The organism is Methanopyrus sp. SNP6 (assembly GCF_002201895.1).
Lineage (GTDB): Archaea > JAADCQ01 > Methanopyri > Methanopyrales > Methanopyraceae > Methanopyrus.
Genome location: NZ_CP019436.1, coordinates 1 through 22,387 on the forward strand (window position 1 = coordinate 1; position 22,387 = coordinate 22,387).

Below are 22,387 nucleotides of genomic sequence, written 5' to 3' on the forward strand. Positions count from 1 at the left end.
CTGGCTTGCTTAATGTTACTAGAACGCTTACCAAGGCTTGAGGAACCACCCGAGTTCAGACTCGATCCCGAGGTGATTATGGATTATACTAAGCGAGCGATTTACGCTGTCATAATATTCAGATTATCGTCAGTAGAGTACTATGTAGCGGATTGGGTTTCGAAATTATTGGCTTGGGTTTGGTTGGGTGATGATAAGCTAGCTTCTAATGTTTGGGATGATGTGAGTGCGGGGGTTGGCGCTCCAGTGATTGAAGAACCGTTAAAACGCTTGGCTAGCGAGCTCACTGGGTTATCTAGGTTACTAATTGGAGTATTGCACGGATTCCTCGAATGGGTCTACTACAAGGAAGCTCCGAATGACTTACAAGTCTTATCACTTAGGTTGTCATTGCACGTATCTTATACTGTGATACCACTACCAGTGGGGATGTTACTCCACTCACTCTACAATTCAGAGACGTCACTGGATGATTGGACCAGCTTACTAACACCAATACTATCCATAATAGAAGGACTCATAATAAACGCGATAACCGGGGTGTGGTAAGCGATGACTGGTATCATAGTACTAATCGCCTCGCTCTCCTTACTCTCACTCTCGACGTTGGTTAGTGCCGACGAGCTTGATGTTAAGTATTGCATTAACTTGTGTCACACCGTACAGGAGGATGTTAAGAAGTGTAGCGATATGTGTTCCAACGTGATCAGCTTACTTGATAAAATAAGCGCTAGTAGAAGAGTCGATGTTAGTCATGAGATCCACGATATTAAATTGTGTAAAAGGTACTTATCGGAGTCTTACAAAGTGTTGGACTGGAGTCATTCTAGGTTAGAGGAATTGGACGGTATCATAGATAAGTACGATAGTATTCGTGAGATGTTGCTAGTAGAGGCTATGGATGGGGAGAACGGCCTTTTGTCGGGTCTATCCCTATTGGAAGATATGAGGTGGAACCTTCAGGAGCTATTTGGTAAGTTGAGTAGACTAGAGGCTATATGTCGAGATTTCTTGGAAGGAAAGTTGGGTGAAGATGAGTTCATGAGGAAGATGGATGAAGCCGTACCTGACGCTGTTGGATACGCTAGGAGTGTCAGGGATTCCTCTTATCACTTCGGATCCGTTGTGAACGCCAGCCTGTGCAGAGTGAAAGAGATCGTAGAGGCTTGGGAAGAGAAGCGTTCGAAGGAGGAAGAGATAAAACGCACTGAGGCGTCGAGGTTCAAGAAAGCTCTCATGGCATTGGTAGCGGCGCTAATCCTGTCGCTGCTTCCTGGGTGGATCCAGCAGTACATCTCTGCGATCATAGGTTTAATGACGGCGTTGATGCCGTTTCTGTAAGCGCCATACTGCTAGTAACCCGCCTAAGACTTCGATTCTACTCACAGTTTCGTGTAGTCTCTTTACCTCATTGCTGTTATTATTAATGTTTGACAGTGCTGATGCGATCTCGCTGTTCAGCACTTTAATCTTTTCATCGATTTCCTTAATTTTCTTCTCTATATCCACGATTACCTCACCGTAACTTTTCTCCATACTACCGGTCTTACTTTCTAGCGCCTCGACCCTTTCCTTCAACTTACTAACCTCTTCCGTTACTTCATTCACCGTGCTTAGTATCTTGTTAAGCTCGCTTTCCATCCGTCTAACTTTATCTCTAATAACGTCCTGATTGCCCCTTAGGTCTGACACGTTCTTGGTTAGATCTAATACGTAATTATTGACTTCACTGACCTTTTCTCTTAAGGTATTGATACTCTTACTAAGCTTCGCCATGTCCATATTTATACTATTAATGCTACTGTGTATTTCCAATACATCCCCCTCGACATTCGATATTCTGCTCTCAATGTTTCTAATATTTTCACTAATTTCATTCAATTTTGAATTCACGTCATCCACCCGAACTTTGATATTAGATAGCTCGTCCTTAACCGAAGATATTTCACTCTTTATTGAAGACACTTCGTTACTAAGTTCACTTACATTCGTAGTAACATTCAATAGCTTAGATATCGTCCCAATTATCTCGTCTACTGGATCACCTACTCTCAAAGTTTCAATGTATATTTTATTGTCGTTACCTAGCAATGCCAATACCAGACCAGCGCTATTAGATCCGCTACTGTTGCCCGATCCTACAACTAACCTGATGTCGATGTTGATACCATCCTACAGTTCACTGCTGTCATATGTTGACAGCACTTGAACCCTATTGTATTTATCTCTAAATAATACTCCGTGCACCTTACCGTCGGTAGTGAACACTGCCAGATAGTACTTTCCACCGTCGCTATCCTCGTAAACAGGTATCACGTATAGATTCGATACGCTCCCATTATAGCGGTAAATAATCACGTTCTGTGCCACTGAACAACCACTGTCTGTTATCTTTATCAGAGCCGCTTTTATCGCATTCGACGACGCGTCCCTGTACTCTACTACATTACCCACCACACACGGGTCAGTACCTACTCCCAGAGTTAAATTACCTAGGGAATCATTAACACCAGTTCTGAGTACTACCACTCTTACCTCAGGGCTGTCACCCGAGTAATCCGTGAATCCTACGATGAGGTATTTATCGTACACCGATATCATGGGTTTAGGATGTAAGACGGTATTCCCGTCGATCTTACCTACACTAGGGATTTCGTAGTAACTGTTATCACCAATCTTCCTAACCACCACATTACAAGAGTCACCGCACCACTTTTCATATGCGACACAGTAATTTCCTAATGAGTCCGAGGTTAACCGTGGGTACGCAGCACTGTCATCTATTTTGGTAGTGCTTCCAGTACCTACGTCGTACAATACTAAATCACCGTAACTTTCCTTCCTTCTAATATCAACAGCTGCAATGTAATTACCATAGATTAGACACCACCGCCTCATCGGGAACGACCGCCTCCAGGTAATCCGTAACGCCATCAGCGTCCTCGCCACTGACCCCCTCCACGCGATTCGACCCAAGAACCCTCGATACCGACTCGATCACGGACTCCGGATCCGTCCCCGTCAGCAAAACAACTCCCACGTCACCGGTTATCGACTCCAATACGATACTCGAAGACGAGAACTCCACACCCAACAACTCGTCCACACGATCCTCCAGGAACTGGAGGACTAGGTCCATCACGTACACAGCGTCAGGAGGTACCTCACCGTAAACACCGAGCGCAAACCCATTCTCAGGGATCGCCCTAACTAAGAACATCTCGGACACCCACCGATTTTGTCTAGCCGCTTTACCATCCGGAATGTATAAATATTAACCAACATAGGGCTGTGGTATGGAGCGTGGAACCGGGTCGGTAAATCGATGGATCGCATCGACCTGATCGACACCGTCCTAAGTAGGAACCTCTACGCGTTTAGTGACGACCTCAAGAGACTTAAAGACTACTTGAAAATAAGGTCTAATATGCTATCTGAAACGGCAGGTTATATGAATAATCCAGAATTCTCATAATTATGGAAAGTTTGTAAAGTTGCTATACAGGACTTTAGATCAGTTACTTAAGGGAGCTCTGGACATCCCTAAGGATATGATAATTAAGATGGCCTCGGACGTGCTACTCAAAAGAGATAAAGATAAGAGCAATAAGTACAACTAGTGTGGACTTTGATGTCATGTATGAGTTTTTTCAATGGTCATCTCTAGATTTCTACTCGAGTTTTAACTGTCTCTGTATTCTTTCTATCTCTCCGATCGTCTCATTGTCAGCATTCCAGTAGCCTCGTTCGTGCGCTTCTAGTAGTCTTGAGGCTATCTCGCGCACGGCCGCTGGGTTCAGTTCTTCCATCCGTTCTCTCGTCTCGTCGTCTAGCAGATATTCTCTCGCTACTCCCTCCCATATCCAGTCTTCCACGGAGTCGGTTGTGGCGGCGAGTCCTATCAGGTTCTCCACACGTTTCGCTATCTCCCTGCACCCGTCGTATCCGTGTTTCAGCATGTGTTCTTTCCACTTCTCGTTGAGTAGTCTGGACGCCGTCCCGGATCTGATCACGGTCTTAAGGTCGTGGACTTCCGGTTCTTTGTTCGAGCACGAGTCGATCACGTACGTTTCCGCGTCTTCGGCGGTGGCCGTTAGTCCGCCTAGAAACTCGTAGTAGTGGTCCAGGTCGATGATGTCGTAGGGTCTGTGCGACCTGACCTGTACTGTGGCGTCCTGTCGGCTCGTCACCGTCTCGAACAGTTCCCGACATTCTTCGCCGTGAACTCCCTCACCGTACGCGTAACCCATGTCGTTGAGGTACGCGTCGATGAACTCCGATTCGTCGTCCCATTGGGACGATTCCACCTTCGACCGCATGTTGTCCGCCGCGTACAGGTCGGGTCTCGGACCGAATATTCGGGATTCGGGTCGTTCGTGCCCTTCTTCCCGGAGTTCCCTTACGTTCTTCTTCACAGGGTTGATCTCCTCCGGTTCGTCGAGCTCCGCTACCTTGCGCACGGCCCGGTCGATCAGTTCGACGATGTTCGGGAAGGTGTCTCTGAAGATGCCGCACACCGTCACGACGACGTCCACTCGTGGTCGTCCCAGTTCCTCAGCCGGTATCGGTTCGACGTCGATCACGTTACCCGCGTCGTCCCTAACCGGCTTGACTCCGAGCAGCTCGAGGATCATGGCGACGGTCTCTCCACCGGTCTGCATCGTCTCGAAGGCCCATAGGACGATACCAACGGTCCTCGGGTATTCACCGTGCTCTTCGAGGTGGCGTTCTAGGAGTTCTTCGACGGCTTTCCTGGCCCGTTTCTCCGCCTCCGGCGTGGGTATCCTCCTAGGGTTCAGTGACGTCAGGTTGCGACCCGTCGGCACGACTTCGGGGTTCCGTTCTATCTCGCCTCCCGGTGACGGTTCTAGGTACTCGCCTCGGAGCGCCTTTAGGAGTGATTCCTGTTCGCGGCGGTACGATTCCACTAGTCCGTCTACGAGTTCCCGGGCGGAGTCCGGGTTGTTGAAGGCGTTCGATAGCTCGTCCTCGCCTTTTTCGAGGTATTTCAGTACGGTATCGACGGCTCTCTCGCGGTCCGCCTTCAGAGCGTCTCTCGATTCCGCGTAACTCACTACGGTTTCCGCGATCAGTTCTGGGTCGGGGTTCGCTCCGATTACGTGTAATCCGCACGGGATACGGTCTCTGATGGCCCTCCGGATCATCGATTCTACCGCACCGACGTACGCGTCGTCGTCTTCGATTTCAATGTCGATTCCCGCCGCTTCAACGATTTCTCGGAGTTCTTCGACGTCCTCTCGACCTTCGCGGACAGCCTCGCACAGTCGCAGTAGTTCTCGGTATCCATCGAGCTCCGGGTCGGCGAGCGGTGGGTGCAGATGGGAGACGGTGTACGCGTACGTCCTGTGTTTGGCGATCGCGGCCTCCGACGGGTTGTTTACGTTGTATAGGTAGACATGTGGGATCGGTGTTATGAGGAGGTCTGGGAAGCACGAGCGTGATAGTGCCTTCTCTTTACCTGGTAGGAACTCCAGGGTCCCGTGCGTGCCGAAATGTAGTATTACGTCGGCGCCCCACTCCCGTCTTAGCCACTCGTAGAAGCAGGCGTAGTAGTGTGTCGGTGGAGTGTCGTCGTGGTACGATTCTTCGGATTCGTGCAATCCCCTGGTGGGTTGGAACCCGACGAACACGTCCCCGAGATCGAGACCGAAGATTCGGAACGACCCGTCGACGAGTAGCGGGTCGTCTTCCGGGTCGCCCCACGCTTCGAGTATACGTTCTCTGGACTCATCCGGTAGTTCTCCTAGCCATTCCAGGTAACGGTCTACCGGGACCTCGTCGGCCGCCGGCACGTCTTCCGGTCGTTTATGCTTCAAGTCTGGGTTGCCGAGTCGTCGGAGCGTGTCGTCGGTGACTTTGTCCAGGTCGACTTTCAGACTCATTTCGTCCTCCAAGAGCTCTAACACGTTACGTAGGCTCGAGAACGTGTCAAGGTACGCCGCTTCACCTACGTTCTCTTCGCCGGGTGGGTAGTTGAACAGGATGATCGCGATTTTCCTCGGGCCATGACGTCGCAGCTCGATCCATTTGTACACGAGCTCCGCCGCGCGTTCGATGTTCTCTGGTATCGGTTCCATGGCGTGCAATGGGACGTTCCCGAATCTGCCCACTTCCGACTGGCAGGCTACGGGCGGTAGGAAGATCGCGGAGTCGAGTTCCGGGAGTGACACGTTGATGATCAGGCTCAGCGGGTCCATCCCGAACTCGCTCTCTTCCCACTCTTCCCGGTCCATGTACCAGAGTTGAGGAGCTACGAAGTACAGGGTATTCCAGTCCCTGAGTAACTCCACCCCACGCTCGACCTCGCCACCCATCGGACCGCCGACGATCCTGAAACAGGTTAGTGCCACCACCGAGTCAGGGCGCTCGTCGGCGAAGAACCGGGTCAGGGATCCGTACGCGTCTACCGAGCAGTAGCAACCCACCGCGCCGATGCTCTCTTCCCGTAATGCCTCTATGACCGCGTCTACGTGTTCCGTGTTCCCGTTCGTGTAGAAGAACTTGTAGAACGTGACCGGCACGAGAGTCCCGTACTCTTCGCGGAGTTCTCTCAGGTAATCCGCGTCGACGATACCGTCCTTCGGATCGTACAGGGCGCGACTAGGTACCTCCTTCGGTGGATCGGGTTCACGGACGTCAGCGTCTGCTAGCTCCCTCGCGAGGTACAGGAGCATGTTTTCAGCGTTATCGGGCCCGCCGTAATCCCAGTATCGGAACGCCCTCATCGCGATCTTCAACCTCCTGAGCGGTCCGAACCATCCCATTTTCTCCGCGAACTTGGCCCCACGTTCCAACGCCTCGTCCATTCGGACTCCGGACAGGTTGTCCTTACGACGCTCCATCGTTCGGCGGAAGAGTCGGAAGAGTCGGCTCTTCTCGATCCCGAGGCTCTTGAACGACGCTCGTATGACCTCGAAGCAGGAGTTAACGGCAACGAACGGGGTCTCTTGCCCTATCCCGTCCAGGTCGGCGGCCTTAGCGATGGCGGAGTCCATGACGTTCAAGACGGCGAAGTCCGCCTTCCTCGCGGCCCTCTCGAACTCGCTAGGTCGCTCGCGTAGGTCCCACATGTAAAACATCTCGACGTCAATTTCACCCTTGAGCCGTTCCGCCGCCTTCGCGACGCTGAGCGAGTACGGCTGGTGACCAACTACTACGACCGCCTTGACCACCCCCCCCCGGCGGTGTGAGTTCCTCAGGGTATTTAGTACTACCTCACACTGACTATTGGAGATGTACGATAAAGGGGACGTCACGGTGGCCCTGGAGCGGCTCTTATCGTTCCGTGATGTATTTCAAGGTTCAACCCACTCCCAGGGAACGCTCCGAGAGCGCCGAACTCCGTCGGGGGTGGTGTATGTGGTCATTCCGGTGGGAGGTGAGATCGCGTTGGTCGCGATATCCTTGTCCATCGTGGCGATCGTGCCGACGATCGTGGCTGCCTTGGTCGGTGATTTGTTCGGTAAGATAATGGGATACTTAACCATGTTCTTCCTCGTAATGATAGTCGCACCCCTTACTTACCTCAAAGTGAAGAGCTTCGGATTCTGGGAGTTGCTAACGCTGGATCTCACGGCATCGAGTTGCTCCCTCGCGATCCTAAGGATATCGACCTCCGGGCTCGGGTTCGACGTCGGGTCCATCGTGGCGATTTCGAATTTATCGTTCGGTGTCGCGCTCCTGGTCGCCGCGATCATGGGTGGATGGAAATCGTTCAAGGCCGCACTCCACTCGAAGATATGGTTCCGTCTGATGATGATCTCCGGGATCGGGTCGGTCATGGCGTACTGGTCGTACCTCGCTATCTTGGACTTTATAGATTGGCTACACGGTAGGAAAGCGGATCCGAGGGACTTAGAGGCTGCAGAGGCCCTCCTCCGGGGTGTTCGTGATTGCGAGAGACTGCTGAAAGAGGTTTCTGGGTAGGGGGCGGGTTCCTCTACCTGGCCTCCAAGATATCGTCCGATCGAAACGGTAAGTCGAAGGCCTACGCGTTGGCCACTTTTGGTTCATCGTTACAGACCATTTCCGTGGGGATCGCGTCCGCGCTGGGCGGGAGGGTCGAAGAGAGTCACGTAGGGGGTCACAGGACGTGCCGTCCAGTCTTTCGATATCGACCCCCCGTTCGACCGAGAAACGTACTTGCTAGGTCTGAGAATGGTTCATAATAACGTTCATGGTGCTTATAGTGCCATGTACCGAGCTCTCTCCGATGATTCAAGGAACGCGTTCGCTGCGCTTCAAAGGATGCTTGAGGAAGATCCCAACGTGTTCTCAGGTGTCGTTAACTACCTACACAAAGAGATCAAGAGACAGGCTGAGAGGTCTCCAGCTCTATCGGAGTTCGTCCGCGAGACTACCGGAGACGTGACTCTCAAACAACCAGAGTCCGACACTACCACTGTGGACGTTTTCCAACGAGCGTTGAGTTGGCTGCGAGGGGAAGACGAAGAAGGGGAAACTATGTCACACGTGGGTACGGCCACCCCGAGTTCACGATCTTACTCAGATGGACCTTCGACCCGTAGTCGAAAGACGATACCCAGGGCGCAGGGTCGGACCGTTACCAACCGTAAGCTCGAGTACCCACGTCAGCGTCGAACGTCGAGGACGCCCGAAGCTTTCAACGGTCCGGACAGTTCGGAACGATCCTTCGATCTCGTGGCCGCCTTCTGGGAGATGATAAGGGGATTGCACGAAGGGCTGTTCTCCTGGAGTTCAGGGCACCGCAGGTACGGTCGAGACGATGACAGGTCTTCTAGGTAGTCCCGTTCTGGGGTGTGCTGTTGCTAGAACTACTGGTTCTCACCTATCTAATCACGTTGTGCGAGGACCACCGCCTATTCGACCTTCTACTGGATTATTCGGGCGCGTCGGATGCTAAAGTCTACGGGATAAGGTCGGCGAAAAGGTTGGCCGAGGAAGCCAGCAACAAGTTGTCTAGAATAGGTAAGATGTTAAAATCTCGGGAGATACGCAAACGTCCCGAGTACGGGAAGCTTGTGCCCGTGTACTGGAAGGTTTCGCGGTACCACCGTACGGTTCTCAGCTTGGGCATGCTACTGCTCCTGTCGTTCTTAGTGCTGGCCTCAGCGATGATGATATCCTCATCACTTTTCGGTAAGGAAAGTACGGTGACACGCACTCTAGCTGTGGCGACATTGTGTATAGCGCTATCGTCGTTGTTCTGCACCATCGCGGACGTCGCAGTGATAAAATTCGCGGACGCTATCCTGCGCGGAGAAGGAACCCACAAAGCTGTTGAGGATTTTCGACAGTCGATGCTCGAGCTTTCGATCGTTGTAACGGCTTACATAGGGTTCGTGGTTGGTGTGATGATATACTCGGCGTACCTTGTGAAAGTGGAGGGGCGTGATTTAGTAACGATGGCGCCAGCACTCACTTCGATTAATAATAGGATTGTACTTGATATCTTTAGGATTCCAATTAACTGGGTGAGACTTGGAACCGTTTCCGACCGACATCCCTCCTAGGTGCTGTTACCCTTAGGATGTGGACCTGCCGGATAATGGTGTGATTCCGTTGAATTCCATAGATTTGGTGGCTGTAGGGGTAGCGTCGGGTGTCGGTGGCGGACTAGCACCCGGCCCCCTGCAGGCGTTGATAGTCGCTGAAACGCTTAAAAACGGTCTCAAGGCCGGGCTTTCCGCCGCCGTGGTTCCGGTAATCACTGACATTCCACTCATAGTGATTGCTAGTATGATAGCGACTCGCCTTCCGGATCTAGTGCTCAAGCTCCTAGGAATGGTTGGATCTGCCGTCCTGGCTTATATGGGCTTGTCTATGATCGTAGGTGCAGGTTCCGTGGAAAGTGTCGAATCCGAGAACACCGTTCACACTCACACTCTCCGACGTGCTGTCGTTGTCAACCTGCTGAACCCTCACCCCTACGTGTTCTGGTTTACCGTTGGAAGTTCCGTGATGGGATCGGCACGTTCGACCTGGAGTTCGATGATGTTCCCGCTGGGTTTCTTCCTAGGGATAGTGAGCGTACAGACCATCATATCACTGGCCGTCCACTGGACGTCATCCATCTCTCCAATGGAACGATCCGTCGCCCGGAGGTTGTCTGGTATCTTACTAATAGGGGCCGCAGCCTACCTCGCCTATACTTCCGTTAAGTGAAGTAGTCCCGACTCCCACATTTTCTCCAACGGCGCGATGTGTCCCTTCACCCGTACGGATTTCGACTTAGGGTGGTCCGTACTCTCCGAAGCGTCGGGCTGTCGGTACTCTCGAAGTAGAGAGATAGTAGCGGCGGTGGTAACTAGGGACCTCACCGACCGTCGAGAAGTTCACGTGATCGGGATCAGTACCGGGGTTAATCCTCATCCAGCTCGGACGTCCGCCACCTTCATCACTTCCCGGATGCGGTCAACTCAAAGATGGGCGAGCCCGCATTCCCGTTCTGGGTCGGTGATCCAAGTGGCGTAATATAACTAACCTTACCATGAGATCCTCGACTTGGCGTATAGTGATGGTACTCTCGTGAACACTGTCGTGGGATGAGGAAGCGGGAGATCGCCGAGTCGATGATGTCACCCAGGGGCACCGACCTACTTGGTCGTCTGGCGTTTCGCGCAGCTACTCCTCACTCAGTTTAATTAACTTTACGAAAATCAATGTCGAGAGTTTCTAACAGTCTGACCCGACACCGCCGGAGGTCTCCGCGAGTACGCTTTAAACGGGATGACCTGTCCCAGCCGGGGGCAGTGAAGTTGGCCGAGCGTCCCGAGAAGCTCCAGTGGAAGGAGTGGGAAGAAGCGGGCCTCTTCGAGGCGGACCCGGACGACCGTGAGTCGGTTTACATCACGGTCGCGTACCCGTACCCGTCCGGTTCGATGCACGTGGGTCACGCGCGGACGTATCTAGTCCCGGACATCTACGCTAGGTTCAAGCGGATGCAGGGCTATAACGTCCTGTTCCCGATGGCCTTCCACGTGACGGGTACTCCCGTGGTCGGCATCGCGGAACGGATCAAGGAGGGAGACGAGGACACGATAAGGCTTTACCGCGACCTTTACGGGGTCCCTGAGGAAGAGCTCGAGGAGTTCACGAAACCTGAAGCGATCGTGGAGTACTTCGCGCGCGAGTACGAGGAGAACATGAAACGCATGGGTTACTCGATCGACTGGCGTCGGAAGTTCACGACGGTTGATCCTGAGTACCGATCGTTCATCACATGGCAGTACCTGAGACTCAAGGAGAAGGGACTCGTCGACAAAGGCGAGCACCCGGTCCGGTACTGCCCGTACTGCGAGAATCCGGTGGGTGACCATGACCTCCTGGAAGGTGAGGACGCGACGATCGAGGAGCTCACCCTCGTGAAGTTCCCGGTAGACGGTGACGACATGATACTCGTAGCAGCCACGTTCCGCCCGGAGACGCTGTACGGAGCGACGAACGTGTGGGTGAAACCGGACGAGGAGTATCTGATCGTGGAGGTAGACGGCGAGCGGTGGGTGGTTTCGGAGGAAGCTTACCGGAATCTCAAGCACCAGAAGGTCGGTGTCGAGAAGGTGGGTAAGGTGCGGGGTGAGGAGCTGATCGGTGAGAAGGTCGTGAACCCGATCACGGGGGAGGCGCTGCCGGTCCTGCCGGCGGAGTTCATCGACCCGAAGTTCGGAACTGGTGTTGTTTACTCGGTGCCCGCGCATGCTCCGGCGGACGCGGCCGCGCTCGAAGACTTGAGGGGGGACCCGTCGGTACTCGAGGAGTACGGCGTGGACCCGTCGGTCGTGGAGGAGCTCGAACCGGTACAAGTCATCGAAGTGGAAGGGTACGGGGAGTTCCCGGCGTACGAAGCGTTGGAAGAGTACGGGATCGAGTCGCAAACGGACCCGGAGCTCGAGAAAGCGACCCAAGAAGTCTACCGGGCGGAGTTGCATAAGGGTGTGATGGTCGTCGACGAGTTCGAGGGCACGTCGGTGCGGGAAGCGCGGGAGCGGATTAAATCGCGCCTCATCGATGCGGGCGAAGCGGACGTCATGTACGACTTCTCGGAAAAGCCGGTGATCTGTCGATGCGGTACCGAGTGCGTGGTCAAGATCCTGGAGGACCAGTGGTTCCTGAAGTACTCAGACGGAGAGTGGAAGGAGAGAGCTGAAGAGTTACTCGAACGCATGGAGATAATCCCGAAGGAGGTGCGCACGAACTTCGAGGATACGATAGAATGGCTAGACGACTGGGCGTGCGCGCGTAGGGTCGGTTTGGGTACCCCGTTACCGTGGGACCAGGACTGGATCGTCGAGCCGCTGAGCGACTCAACGGTGTACATGTCGTACTACACGATCGCGCACCGACTGAAGGGCAAGGGCGAGCTACCACCTGAGGTGTTCGACTACGTCTTCCTTGGCGAAGGCGATCCGGAGAGGATCGCCGAGGAGACCGGGCTGGACCCGGAGGAGCTCGAGGCGATGCGCGAGGAGTTCGAGTATTGGTACCCGCTGGACTGGCGGCTGTCGGCTAAGGATCTGGTTACGAACCACCTGACGTTCTTCATCTTCCACCACGCGGCACTGTTCCCGGAGGACAAGTGGCCGAAGGGTATTGTCGTGTTCGGCATGGGACTTCTCGAAGGTCAGAAGATGAGCTCGTCCAAGGGTAACGTGGTCCTACTGTCCGAGGCGCTCGACGAGTACGGTCCGGACGTGGTGCGACTGTTCCTCGCGACCTCGGCGGAGCCCTGGCAGGACTTCGACTGGAGGGACGAGCACGTCCGTGGCGTCCAGCGGCATCTGGAGCGGTTCGAGACCCTGATTCGAGACCACGCCGACGAGTCGTTGGACGGTAAGGACGCGGTAGACAGGTGGCTCCTGCATGAGTTCCGTGAGATCATCGAGGAAACTACGGAGGCCCTCGAGGGGTTCCAGATCCGGCGGGCGTACAACCGGGCTTTTTACGGGGTCATGAAGCTACTCCGTGAGTACGAGACCATGAAGGGACACGTGAAGATACTGGGTGAGATCACCGAGGATTGGTTGAAGCTCCTCCATCCGGTAATTCCATTCGCGACCGACCGTTTATGGCGTGAGGTACTGGGTGAGGACTCGTTCCTGATGGAAGAGAGGTGGCCCGACCCGTCGAAGTACCCGGAGGAACCCGAGCTCTCCGTCGCTAAGGAAGTCCTCGACCGGCTGATCGAGGACGTCCGAGACGTGGAGAAGGTAATCGGTGCGGAACCCGGGTACACGCTGCACGTGTACCTGGCGCCGGAGTGGCAGTGGCGGGCGCTGGAGTTGGTCGCGGAGGGTAAGGAGTTCGGGGAGGTCATGTCGGAGTTGATGAAAGACGAGGGGCTGAGGAATAAAGGGGACGAAGTTGCTAAGGTCGTGCGGGAGTTGGTGAAAGAGGATCTACCGGAAGGTGTCGACGCGGGCGCGCTCAGGGAGGCCCTCGCCGAGTTTCTGGAGGACGCGGGACGGGTCCTCACGAACAAGACGGGTGCTTCGGAGGTGGTGGTCCACACGGACCCGGAGGAGGCACCGGGACCGACGGATAGGAAAGCAGGGGCTCGGCCGCTCAGGCCGGGCATCTGGCTGGAAGAATAACTCTGGTTCTACTTATTATAGTTCTTCCTATACAAATCCATCCACGCCCTCATCCTCACCGTCTTCCAGCCTCGCTCTCCAACCAGCTCGATAACGGCTTCCCGCGTCGCCTCGCCCGGCAGCACGACGAACCTCTCGACCGGTTCTCCCTCGAGTTCGGGTTCCTCCACGCCGTCGAGGAACGGCTCCATGTTCGAGTACGATACCTCTATTGCTTCTTCATCGAGTGTCTTCAGCAACCCGCCAATTCCGCCTTCCTCGATAAGGGCCGCGAGTGTCGCGAGGACCATCATAGCCTGTCGGTCGATCATTTTCTGCGGTGCTCCGAGTTCCCTCACCGCACAGAACTCTTTTAGCGCCTCGATCACGCGCCTCAACAGGACGACGCTGAGGTCACCGATCACCGATACCAGCTCCACGTGCGGTAGCTCGAATACTTCCTTGCCCGTGGAGGACAACACCTCTTTGACTAACTCCGCCTGCTCTTCCGTGGCGAGGACGGTCCCGTTGCCCGTACCCCGCGCGGTGATGTAAGCACGATGGTTCTCGGTGCCTGGGATACCCGCCGGGTGCGCGAGTGTCACGCCAACGGCCTCGGGTACTTCCATTCCTGCCTCGTATAGGCTCTCCTGGATTTCGAAAGCGGAAGACGTACAGGTAGGACAGACGACAGCCCCTTCCTCCAGATGTGGTGCCATCTCGCGGACGATGCCACCGGTAGCGCCGAACGGTGTGAACAGTACGACCATCTCTGCCCCTTCGACGGCCTGAGCGTCGTCCTCGGTCAACTCGACACCGGCGTCGACGACCCGGTCCACGTGCTCGGGGTCCTGTTCACTCAGGTTCGGATCAGCTAGTACGACGTCGTGACCTGCCTCCGCGAACTCAATCGCCATAGCCGCACCGCCGAAGGGTGGCTCCCCACCCAGCTTCTCGGCGGCGCCGATCCTCTCGTACAGGCGCTGGTTGCCGAAACCGAGGACGGCCACGGTGGCCAAGTGCTGCCCCTCTAATCACGACCCCAGATAAGGTGATAAATGCTACGGTTTGGAAACGCCCTTCGTCAAAATTGGGGTCGGGGGTCACAGTCGGTCCCGCACGAGTTCGGAGAGCGGGTCGCCACGCATGAATTCGGCTAGGCCCTTACCCAGCTCCGGGTCCCGATCAGCCAGCTCGGCCAGCTCTTCGGAAGAAAGCAATCTTACCTCACCTTCGGAAGACCGTGCTAGGTCCTTCCCGAAACCGTGGGACAGGAGCGTCTGGCGGTCGGCTCCCTCCAGGCGCCTCAAGAGGTCCTCGGGACGTACGAACTTGCGCTCGGCTCGAGTCGCTAACTTTCCGTCGTCTTCCACCCAGAACTTCCCGTGGGCGCGGACGAACCCGCGGACCCTGTCTTCCCGTACCCAACCAGCCGGACCCACGCGCCACTCGAGCACTGGCAGTCTTCCGTGCTCGAACTCCAACAGGACGTATCCATGTTCCTCCTCGGAATCCCGCATGACGTACCATCGACGCACCTCGAACCCCTCGTTCTCCAGCACCTTGCTAAGGCTCCTGGCCGTCTTCTCCAGCTGCGGCCAGTAAATATCTTCTACCTCGTCCGGCAGCCTAACCTCGATCGCGACGACGTGGGCGGGGTTCTTCTCGAACCAACCTCTGATCTCCTCTCCACTCGCGGGCTCGAGCTTCCTCTCCCGGAAGAATTCTGGTGACGGGTCATTCAGGAACGCCCTGGCCGCCAGAATGAAGCGAGTGAGCTGGCGCTTCGAGAGGGCCGCTGCCACGTTGCGTTGGGGATCCACGGGGTCTAGGACGATCAGTGCCGGGTCCTGATCCTCGAACTTCTCTCTAACCTCTCCGTAGTCTTCGTAAACTTCACCCACGAACCCCTCGAGGTCGATGACGAAACCTGGTCTCCAAGTCATCACGGCCTCTCGGAGTACCTCCTTGAAGGACCCGTAGTGGATCACGAGAAGCTCGCAGAGGTAGCCGGAAAATCCCTTAACGCGGGCCTCCGCACCGTACGCATCGATCGCCTTTACGAAAGCCTTGAGCAGTCTCGCCTCTGCTGTGTTCTCTAAGCGCTCCTTGACGTATCGGTTGTGGTGCGGCGTGCGATCGACCGGGGTGATTACCTCGCCCGGTTCGGTATCGTAGCACGGTACGACGTCGACTTCGAAGGTCCGACCTCGGTACTCGACCTCTCCTCCGATGTAAGGGTGATTCGCGTACTCCTCCAGTGCTTCTCCACCAAGTTCCTCGATGGCTTCGCGTCCCACCTCCAGTGTGATTTCAACGATCTCGTCCAGGTCGCGGTCCTTCGGAAACACGCAGAACACATCGATATCCGAGGCGCCCGGTAGCCAGGTGTCCCTGGCCACCGAACCGATCAGCTCGACCTCGGCGTCGGGGTCGCGCCCTTTCAGCCTATCCCTAACCTCGCTCAGGACCCTGCGTGCGAAGCCTTCCACCACCTCTCGCTCCTCTGGGTCCGGCGTGACCTTCCGTCTGACCTCGTCGAGGACCTCCTCGAGGCTCACCTAACCCAGCCCCACCGTGCTACTGTAGCGATTATCGGATCATCCTCTCGTGGTGTGACGACGGCGTCGCGCTCGGTATATCGGCTCAGATCTCGACCTCCTCGACCGTATGGTACTCGGGACCCTGAGGCCTGAGGATACTCTTCTTGAGCCGAATACGGTCGACCTCCACCTCACCTATTTCCACGTTCGAGAGCTCTCGGATGACCTCTACCAATCGGTCCTTGTTGCGTCCGCTTCTGACCCTGGCCACGGTCACGTGGGGCACGAAATCCTTACGCTCCCGTCGGAACCCCATTCGGCCTAGCTCCTGCTCGAGCACCGCGGCCATGGCTTTGGTCTCGTCGGATCCCTCCTCCACGCCGATCCACACCACGCGCACGTAGTTGGGGTTCGGGAACACCCCGATACCCTTCAGTCGCATGGTGAAGGGCTCGACGGTCTCGACAGCTTTCTTCATCGCGTTGACGACGTCGGTGACGCGCGACTCCGGGATGTCACCTAGGAACTTGAGTGTGAGGTGCACGTTCTCCGGCTCCACCAGCTTCAGGTCGGCTCCCGAGGCCTTCAACCGCTCCTGCACCTCGACGATCCGGTTCACTACCTCCTCTTCCTCTATATCGATCGAGATGAACGCCCTGAACCGCGACATACGTTCCATCCCCCGGCGAAGTTAATTACGGGTCCGTGGTGGTCTTCACCGAGGAGGCGACCGGGGGGCTTAGTATCCCCGCCGAATCCTGTGATCCGGTTCCGGACGCCAAGCTCGTCGAGTTAAAACCGTTGGGTTATCCCGTACGGGAGCCGGGGATGAGTAACGAGGTAATCGTGGATTCGCTCGAAGCTTTCAACGCGTACGCTCGTGAGCAGTGGTTAGGAGAGGTCGTGCGGGAAGGCACGATACTCTTCGACACCGGCGTCGTTCACAGTTACGCCTTCAAGGTCGTGCGCGTCGTGCCCTCCGGGGTGGGTCGGATAACATCTTCCACTAAGTTCGTTCTTCGTACCCGATTCGATGAGGACCGCATGGAGATACCGAACGTGACGCTCGACGACGTGGTGGGGCACGAGGAAGCCAAGCGTGCGTGCTCGCTCCTCGTCGAGTACCTCAAGAACTCGGAGGAGTTCCGGGACTGGGCCCCGAAGACCGTCCTCTTCTACGGGCCAACGGGTACCGGTAAGACCCGTACGGCGAGAGCCGTGGCCGGGGAGGCGAAAGTTCCGCTCCTCCACATGAACGCTGCCGAGATCCTCGGCAAGTACGTAGGTGAGGCTAGCGAGAGGATCCGGAGGGCCTTCGCGCGGGCCCGTAGGGCGGCACCCTGCGTGTTCTTCCTCGACGAGATCGACGCGTTGGCGCTCGACCGACGGTACCAGGAGCTCCGGGGCGACGTGGTGGAGAGCGTGAACGCGCTGCTCACGAACCTCGACCGGCTCAAGAACGTGGACGAGGATGTCGTGTTCATTGCGGCCACCAACCAGCCCGACATGTTGGATCCCGCGGTGAGGAACCGGTTCGAGTACGAGATCGAGTTCACACTACCGGACAAGCGCGAGCGAGAGGAGCTGGTCCGTTACTACGCGAAGAAGCTACCTATACCGCTCGAAGTCGATCCCGCGTACATCGCGGCCCGTACAGGAGGGATGTCGCACAGGGAGATCAAGGAGAGGGTGCTCAAACGCGCGCTCCTCGAGGCGTTACGTGAAGGAGCAGAGAGAATCGAACGGAAGCACGTCCAGAAGGTCCTGAATCAGGAACGGGAGCGCAGGGCGGTCCGCATATACCACAGGTAGTAGCCCGCCGCGTGGCGGGCCCTTCCCCGCCGGGTCCCCATACCTACGGGGTTCCCCGGCGGGGTCACGGGTAATCCTCCACTTCTTCCACGTTCCCACGGATTTTCACGCCCGAACCCTCCTCGACGCGGCCGATCCGTCGGTACCAGACATCGCGTCGCTCGAACGCATCTTCCAGGTCCTCGGCGCGTTCCTCCGGCACCGCGACCATTAGCCCCCCAGCCGTCTCCGCTGACTCACCCCGCTCCAGACCGTACCCGAGCGCCCGGGAGAGTTTCGTCGTCCCCGGGATCACCGGCAGTCGCTCGATGACTACACGGACACCGCTAGCCTCCGCCATCTCACCCGCGTGTCCCCTAAGCCCAAATCCTGTGACGTCCGTCATCGCGTGAACCCCGACCTCGAGCGCTGCCTCCGCCGCGTCCCTAAGGGGCTCCGTCATTACCTCAACGGCCAAGTCTACGACTTCCTCCAGCTCGGAGTCCGTCAGGAACTGCCTTCGGACGTCCTCGGGCATCCTCAAGGCGGCCATCGCCGGCTGCGTACCGAGCGGTTTCGTGAGGTACAGAACGTCCCCGGGCTCGGCCCCACCGACCGTTACGTACTGCTCGGCGAACCCGGTGACGCAGCCGCCGAGGATGGGCCACGGGTTCATGATCGTATGTCCGCCGACGACCGGAGCGTCCACTTCACGACACTGGTCCGCGAATCCCTGCAACATCTCGCGCGCGTCTTCCTCCGTGAGCTCCCTGTTGAACCCCGAGACCACCAGTACCGAGAGCACCTCGGTGGCTCCCATCGCGAAGACGTCGTTGATGGAGTTGTTCGCGGCGATTCGTCCTTGGATGTACGGGTCCGGGTGTATCGGGGTGAAGAAGTCCACAGACTGAATCAAGTAGCCCCCGTCCACGCGGATCACCGCGGCGTCGTCGCCGACACCGACCTCCACGCGCTCGCCTTTCTCCGGTAGCTCGACACCCTCTATCAGGTCTTCTAGGTCTCCTTGTGGAAGTTTACAGGCTCATCCGTGAAGATCCACCATCTCAACGAGGCTCTTCTTCCTGCCCATGTTTCGGATATCCCCCGTCTCACCCGATAGGCGGCGCGACTTAAGACGTGCCCGGGGGTCGCGCCGATGGCTATGAAGTGCGTCGATACCGTACCGAATGGGAAACGACAGTAGGACCGAGTGCCGATGAGGAGGATGGGTTGAAGCCAGGCAGAACTAGCCGCTGAAGATCCCAGTCGGAATTCTTCAGGGTAAGACCGAGAGGTCCTCCTCGTAAACGTGCGCGTTGGCGGCGTACACCGTCAACGTCGTAGGCTTCAGTCCAGCCCGCTCCGCCACGTGCTCCTGGAACCTCCTCAAGGCGATCATGTTAGCGACCAGAGCTTTCCCTACGTCCCACGAGCGGTAGAACGCGTGGAGCTCGAGACCATGATCACCGTCGGACTGCAGCTGGAGTGCGGTGAGGCAAGGTACCTCCTCCTCGTCGAGATCCCGGCGTGGATCCCAAGTTACGGCGACGGCGCGTCGGGTGTTTCGGGACGTGCTCAATCGTTCCGAGATCTTTTCGACCTGATCTAGGCCGAAATACCGCCTGAGCCGATTACCGTAAGTGTATTCGAAACCCCGCGGTTCGGGGTCGAGCAGCTGATCCTCGTACGCCCGCACGGAGTGCTCGTCGAGCGGATAATCGTCCGGGATATCGAAGGATTCCGGTCCGGAAGGCTCGAGGTGTGCTATTAAGCCGCGTACTTCCTTGACAGGACCCCGCTCCCTCTTCACCTTCTCACCGTGGATCTTGATACCGGTGACAGCCTGCCGCCACACCTGCTCCAGAGTACGCCCGCGTACGACCAACGGTCTGTCTTTGCCTAGCACGTCGGTACCCCGGTCGGACGCTGGGGCGGTCAGTTAAATGAACGGTCAGCGCCGCGTCATACCCGGACTGGAACTCGCGCTTCAGAGGGAGAGAGGCTACTCACCGCGCAGCTGCATCTTTTCCTCCTCCGGGATTTCCGAGATCTCAAGCCCCCGCATTGCAACCTCGTCGCCAAGGTTCTTCGACACCTCCGCTACGACCTCCGGATCATCGTAGTATGCCGTCGCTTCGACGATGGCTTCTGCCATCTCCCGCGGTCTGTCCGACTTGAAGATGCCCGATCCCACGAAGATCCCGTCAGCACCGAGCTGCATCATCAGGGCGGCGTCGGCCGGCGTCGCGATACCACCAGCGGCGAAGTTCACCACCGGCAGCCTGCCCAAGCTCGCGACCTCCGCGACGAGATCGAACGGTACCCCGTACTCTTTCGCCTTTCCGTAGAGTTCTTCCTTGTCCAGTCGGGTTAGCTCCGAGATCTCGCGCCTGATGATCCTCATGTGCCTGACGGCCTCGGCCACGTTACCCGTACCCGCCTCGCCTTTCGTTCGGATCATCGCGGCGCCCTCGGCGATCCTACGTAACGCCTCACCCAGGTTCCTCGCACCGCAGACGAACGGCACCTCGAACTCCCACTTGTTAATATGGTGCTCCTCGTCCGCCGGCGTGAGGACTTCCGACTCGTCGATCATGTCAACGCCGATCGCTTCCAGAACCTGCGCCTCGGCGACGTGTCCGATCCTGCACTTAGCCATCACGGGGATGGTCACGTGGTCCATTATTTCCTCGATCTTGGCGGGGTCGCACATGCGGGCGACGCCACCCGCAGCTCGGATGTCCGCGGGAACTTTCTCCAACACCATCACAGCGACCGCGCCGGCATCTTCCGCGATCTGAGCCTGTTCGACGTTAGTCACATCCATTACGACGCCTCCCTTCAGCATGCGTGCAAACCCGGTTTTCACACGCCACGTACCGGTCTTCATCCGAATCCCCCCGATTAACCTGCTGTGAGCATTTATATAGCACCGTTACGGGTGCTGAGGGGGGTCCTGATGATTTCGGAAGGTAACGACGATGACAGTCGGAAGGTCAAGATAGCCGTGATCGGACCGGAGGACGCTGGCAAGACTACCGTGGTCCGGCAGTTATCCGACAAGTTCACTACGGTATCGCCCCGTGGAAAGACCGTAGGGATCGACTTCGGGAAGTGCAAGTACTACGAGGACGTATACATGTTTGGCGTCCCAGGGCACCTTAGATTCAAGTTCGTGATGCGTCTCGGGGCGCGGAACGCCGACGGCATGATCTTGGTGATAGACTCGGCCGACCCGCGTATAGACACGGCGGTCAAAATATACAACGTTGTGAAGGGTGTCGTGAAAAACCCACACCGCGTCGTGGTATTCGCGAACAAGCAGGACCTCCACGACGCCCTGTCGCCTGAGCAAGTCGAAGAACTCGTCGAGAGGGCACTTGGTATCTCTCCACCCGTGATCGGAACCGTTGCGATTAAAGGGAAGGGGTTACGGGAAGGCCTTGACATCCTGCTATTCCAGTCCAACACCTACGATGAAACTATCGAGATCAACGGGATTCGCTAACCCCTTGCAGGGGTTCCGACGTTGCCCGTCTCAGTCAAGAACAGAGCCACCATCGCCCAACTGATGTTATCTTATGGGATCACGGTATGTGTAGACGAGGATGTCCTTCGGGCCATCAACGAGATGACGTTCGGGCAACTGCCTATGGTACTGGATGAGTCCGTCGACGTTCCCTTAGAGTATGAGGAGAACATCATGGACGCAGAAGTGGCGTCACTGTTGAAGTTCGGTGAGGATGTTGTATCCTCACTCCTCGACATGATCGTGGTCGTGAGGGTGAACGCTGTTAACGGTGTTGAAGGTACCGGCACACCGTGGGAGCTGTTAAACACCATCCTGCTAGCCGACAACCCGGGAAAGGTAAAGTTGAGCAGTTCTCACTTTTCCATTTTCGCTATCGACGAGAGACGGATCGTATACACATCGAGCAGCGGGAGACGTCGGATACCGTACACTGACCTCACCTACATGAGAGACATATCGGAATGGGTGAATGCGCGCGACATCACATCCCCTAATTACGCGTATATATATGACGAGAGTGCACTCAACATTACGAAAGACGTGCTAAAGAAAAGACACAGAGCAAGTATCAAAGGATTATCAGAGCTACTTAATAGACCTAAACACTGGGTGCGAATCGACACTACTATCACGGAAAAAAAGGACGGTATACTGATTAGAGATAGACTTCTTGATTGGATGGAACCGTTAGAATTTACTAAGATAACAGTAAGATGTGATGTGGATGAGCCTGCTATCGAGGCGATTACTGGCGAGTCAAAAGTGAACAAAGTGTATGCACTCAGGGTATTTAGAGAGATCAAACCCGGATTCAAAACGTATCGTGAACTTGTGGAGCGGGTTCAGTTACCGGATTCTATAGTGAAGTCAACTTTAGCACTGTTCACAAGGTTCAGCTTCCTTATGTATTCATTCAAGTACACTCCTCCGATAATTTAGCTCCGAGGGGG

20 protein-coding genes are annotated in these 22,387 nt (G+C 56.1%); 10 read left to right on the forward strand and 10 right to left on the reverse strand.

From position 1 onward, the window contains the following. Window positions 1–549: hypothetical protein (locus tag BW921_RS07880; RefSeq protein ID WP_210400461.1), on the forward strand; the 549-nt coding region annotated here is incomplete at its 5' end. Window positions 550–552: 3 nt separating this feature from the next. Beyond that, a complete protein-coding gene (locus BW921_RS00005; protein WP_148688042.1) occupies window positions 553–1,341 on the forward strand; it encodes a biotin transporter BioY in 789 nt (262 codons plus the stop codon). On the opposite strand, the gene BW921_RS00010 is transcribed toward BW921_RS00005, so the two are convergent. The 4 genes from BW921_RS00010 to BW921_RS00025 all read right to left on the reverse strand — a co-directional run bounded on the left by BW921_RS00010 (window position 1,312) and on the right by BW921_RS00025 (window position 7,193). Beyond that, window positions 1,312–2,097 carry a hypothetical protein gene (locus tag BW921_RS00010; RefSeq protein ID WP_210400462.1) on the reverse strand — a complete coding sequence of 262 codons (786 nt, stop codon included), beginning with the start codon at window positions 2,095–2,097 and terminating at the stop codon, window positions 1,312–1,314. The genes BW921_RS00005 and BW921_RS00010 overlap by 30 nt on opposite strands. A 75-nt stretch (window positions 2,098–2,172) precedes the next feature. Next, window positions 2,173–2,817 carry a hypothetical protein gene (locus BW921_RS00015; protein ID WP_148688044.1) on the reverse strand — a complete coding sequence of 215 codons (645 nt, stop codon included), beginning with the start codon at window positions 2,815–2,817 and terminating at the stop codon, window positions 2,173–2,175. A gap of 52 nt (window positions 2,818–2,869) precedes the next feature. Then, window positions 2,870–3,220 carry a hypothetical protein gene (locus BW921_RS00020; RefSeq protein WP_148688045.1) on the reverse strand — a complete coding sequence of 117 codons (351 nt, stop codon included), beginning with the start codon at window positions 3,218–3,220 and terminating at the stop codon, window positions 2,870–2,872. A gap of 451 nt (window positions 3,221–3,671) precedes the next feature. After that, complete coding sequence (locus BW921_RS00025) at window positions 3,672–7,193, reverse strand: cobaltochelatase subunit CobN (protein ID WP_148688046.1); 3,522 nt, start codon at window positions 7,191–7,193, stop codon at window positions 3,672–3,674. A gap of 187 nt (window positions 7,194–7,380) precedes the next feature. On the opposite strand from BW921_RS00025, the gene BW921_RS00030 reads away from it, so the two are divergent. The 5 genes from BW921_RS00030 (at window position 7,381) to leuS (ending at window position 13,592) form a co-directional block, all read left to right on the forward strand. Beyond that, the gene (locus BW921_RS00030; protein ID WP_168168576.1) at window positions 7,381–7,947 is read left to right on the forward strand and encodes a hypothetical protein; all 567 of its coding nucleotides are present in this window, start codon (window positions 7,381–7,383) and stop codon (window positions 7,945–7,947) included. A gap of 216 nt (window positions 7,948–8,163) precedes the next feature. Then, window positions 8,164–8,787, forward strand: coding sequence for a hypothetical protein (locus BW921_RS00035; RefSeq protein ID WP_168168577.1), 624 nt, complete (start codon window positions 8,164–8,166; stop codon window positions 8,785–8,787). Between the two features lie 20 nt (window positions 8,788–8,807). Further along, window positions 8,808–9,515, forward strand: coding sequence for a hypothetical protein (locus tag BW921_RS00040; protein WP_148688049.1), 708 nt, complete (start codon window positions 8,808–8,810; stop codon window positions 9,513–9,515). A 49-nt stretch (window positions 9,516–9,564) separates the two neighbouring features. Beyond that, window positions 9,565–10,167: a LysE family transporter gene (locus BW921_RS00045; RefSeq protein ID WP_168168578.1), complete on the forward strand. Its 603-nt coding sequence runs from the start codon at window positions 9,565–9,567 to the stop codon at window positions 10,165–10,167. Between the two features lie 587 nt (window positions 10,168–10,754). Beyond that, window positions 10,755–13,592: a leucine--tRNA ligase gene (gene leuS / locus BW921_RS00050; protein ID WP_236953749.1), complete on the forward strand. Its 2,838-nt coding sequence runs from the start codon at window positions 10,755–10,757 to the stop codon at window positions 13,590–13,592. 8 nt (window positions 13,593–13,600) lie between these two features. Here leuS and BW921_RS00055 read toward each other — a convergent pair whose 3' ends face one another. The 3 genes from BW921_RS00055 to thpR form a co-directional block, all read right to left on the reverse strand. Next, window positions 13,601–14,581 carry a H(2)-dependent methylenetetrahydromethanopterin dehydrogenase-related protein gene (locus BW921_RS00055; RefSeq protein ID WP_236953837.1) on the reverse strand — a complete coding sequence of 327 codons (981 nt, stop codon included), beginning with the start codon at window positions 14,579–14,581 and terminating at the stop codon, window positions 13,601–13,603. 93 nt (window positions 14,582–14,674) lie between these two features. Further along, entirely contained in the window at window positions 14,675–16,132 is a 1,458-nt protein-coding gene (cca, locus tag BW921_RS00060) for a CCA tRNA nucleotidyltransferase (RefSeq protein WP_148688053.1), read from the reverse strand. 85 nt (window positions 16,133–16,217) lie between these two features. Beyond that, window positions 16,218–16,784 carry an RNA 2',3'-cyclic phosphodiesterase gene (thpR, locus tag BW921_RS00065; protein ID WP_168168579.1) on the reverse strand — a complete coding sequence of 189 codons (567 nt, stop codon included), beginning with the start codon at window positions 16,782–16,784 and terminating at the stop codon, window positions 16,218–16,220. A 35-nt stretch (window positions 16,785–16,819) separates the two neighbouring features. Here thpR and BW921_RS00070 point away from each other — a divergent pair, with 35 nt between their 5' ends. Beyond that, on the forward strand, window positions 16,820–17,926 hold the full coding sequence (locus BW921_RS00070) for an AAA family ATPase (protein WP_148688055.1): 1,107 nt from the start codon (window positions 16,820–16,822) through the stop codon (window positions 17,924–17,926). 64 nt (window positions 17,927–17,990) lie between these two features. On the opposite strand, the gene selD is transcribed toward BW921_RS00070, so the two are convergent. The 3 genes from selD to pdxS all read right to left on the reverse strand — a co-directional run bounded on the left by selD (window position 17,991) and on the right by pdxS (window position 20,801). Beyond that, a complete protein-coding gene (gene selD, locus BW921_RS00075; RefSeq protein ID WP_148688056.1) occupies window positions 17,991–18,995 on the reverse strand; it encodes a selenide, water dikinase SelD in 1,005 nt (334 codons plus the stop codon). A 186-nt stretch (window positions 18,996–19,181) separates the two neighbouring features. Next, on the reverse strand, window positions 19,182–19,811 hold the full coding sequence (locus BW921_RS00080; RefSeq protein WP_168168581.1) for a thymidylate synthase: 630 nt from the start codon (window positions 19,809–19,811) through the stop codon (window positions 19,182–19,184). Between the two features lie 96 nt (window positions 19,812–19,907). Next, complete coding sequence (gene pdxS, locus BW921_RS00085; protein WP_343224376.1) at window positions 19,908–20,801, reverse strand: pyridoxal 5'-phosphate synthase lyase subunit PdxS; 894 nt, start codon at window positions 20,799–20,801, stop codon at window positions 19,908–19,910. 63 nt (window positions 20,802–20,864) lie between these two features. Between pdxS and BW921_RS00090 the strand changes: the two genes are divergently transcribed. Both BW921_RS00090 and BW921_RS00095 read left to right on the forward strand, forming a co-directional pair. Further along, window positions 20,865–21,413: an ATP/GTP-binding protein gene (locus BW921_RS00090; RefSeq protein WP_148688058.1), complete on the forward strand. Its 549-nt coding sequence runs from the start codon at window positions 20,865–20,867 to the stop codon at window positions 21,411–21,413. Window positions 21,414–21,434: 21 nt separating this feature from the next. Continuing rightward, on the forward strand, window positions 21,435–22,376 hold the full coding sequence (locus BW921_RS00095; protein WP_148688059.1) for a hypothetical protein: 942 nt from the start codon (window positions 21,435–21,437) through the stop codon (window positions 22,374–22,376). Window positions 22,377–22,387: the final 11 nt, after the last annotated feature.

What these genes read in the sequence shown, in the direction of transcription:
- thpR (WP_168168579.1), bottom strand. Translation starts at nt 16,784, where the DNA reads ATGTCGCGGTTCAGGGCGTTCATCTCGATCGATATAGAGGAAGAGGAG.
- BW921_RS00090 (WP_148688058.1), top strand. Translation starts at nt 20,865, where the DNA reads ATGATTTCGGAAGGTAACGACGATGACAGTCGGAAGGTCAAGATAGCC.
- BW921_RS00020 (WP_148688045.1), bottom strand. Translation starts at nt 3,220, where the DNA reads ATGTTCTTAGTTAGGGCGATCCCTGAGAATGGGTTTGCGCTCGGTGTT.
- BW921_RS00005 (WP_148688042.1), top strand. Translation starts at nt 553, where the DNA reads ATGACTGGTATCATAGTACTAATCGCCTCGCTCTCCTTACTCTCACTC.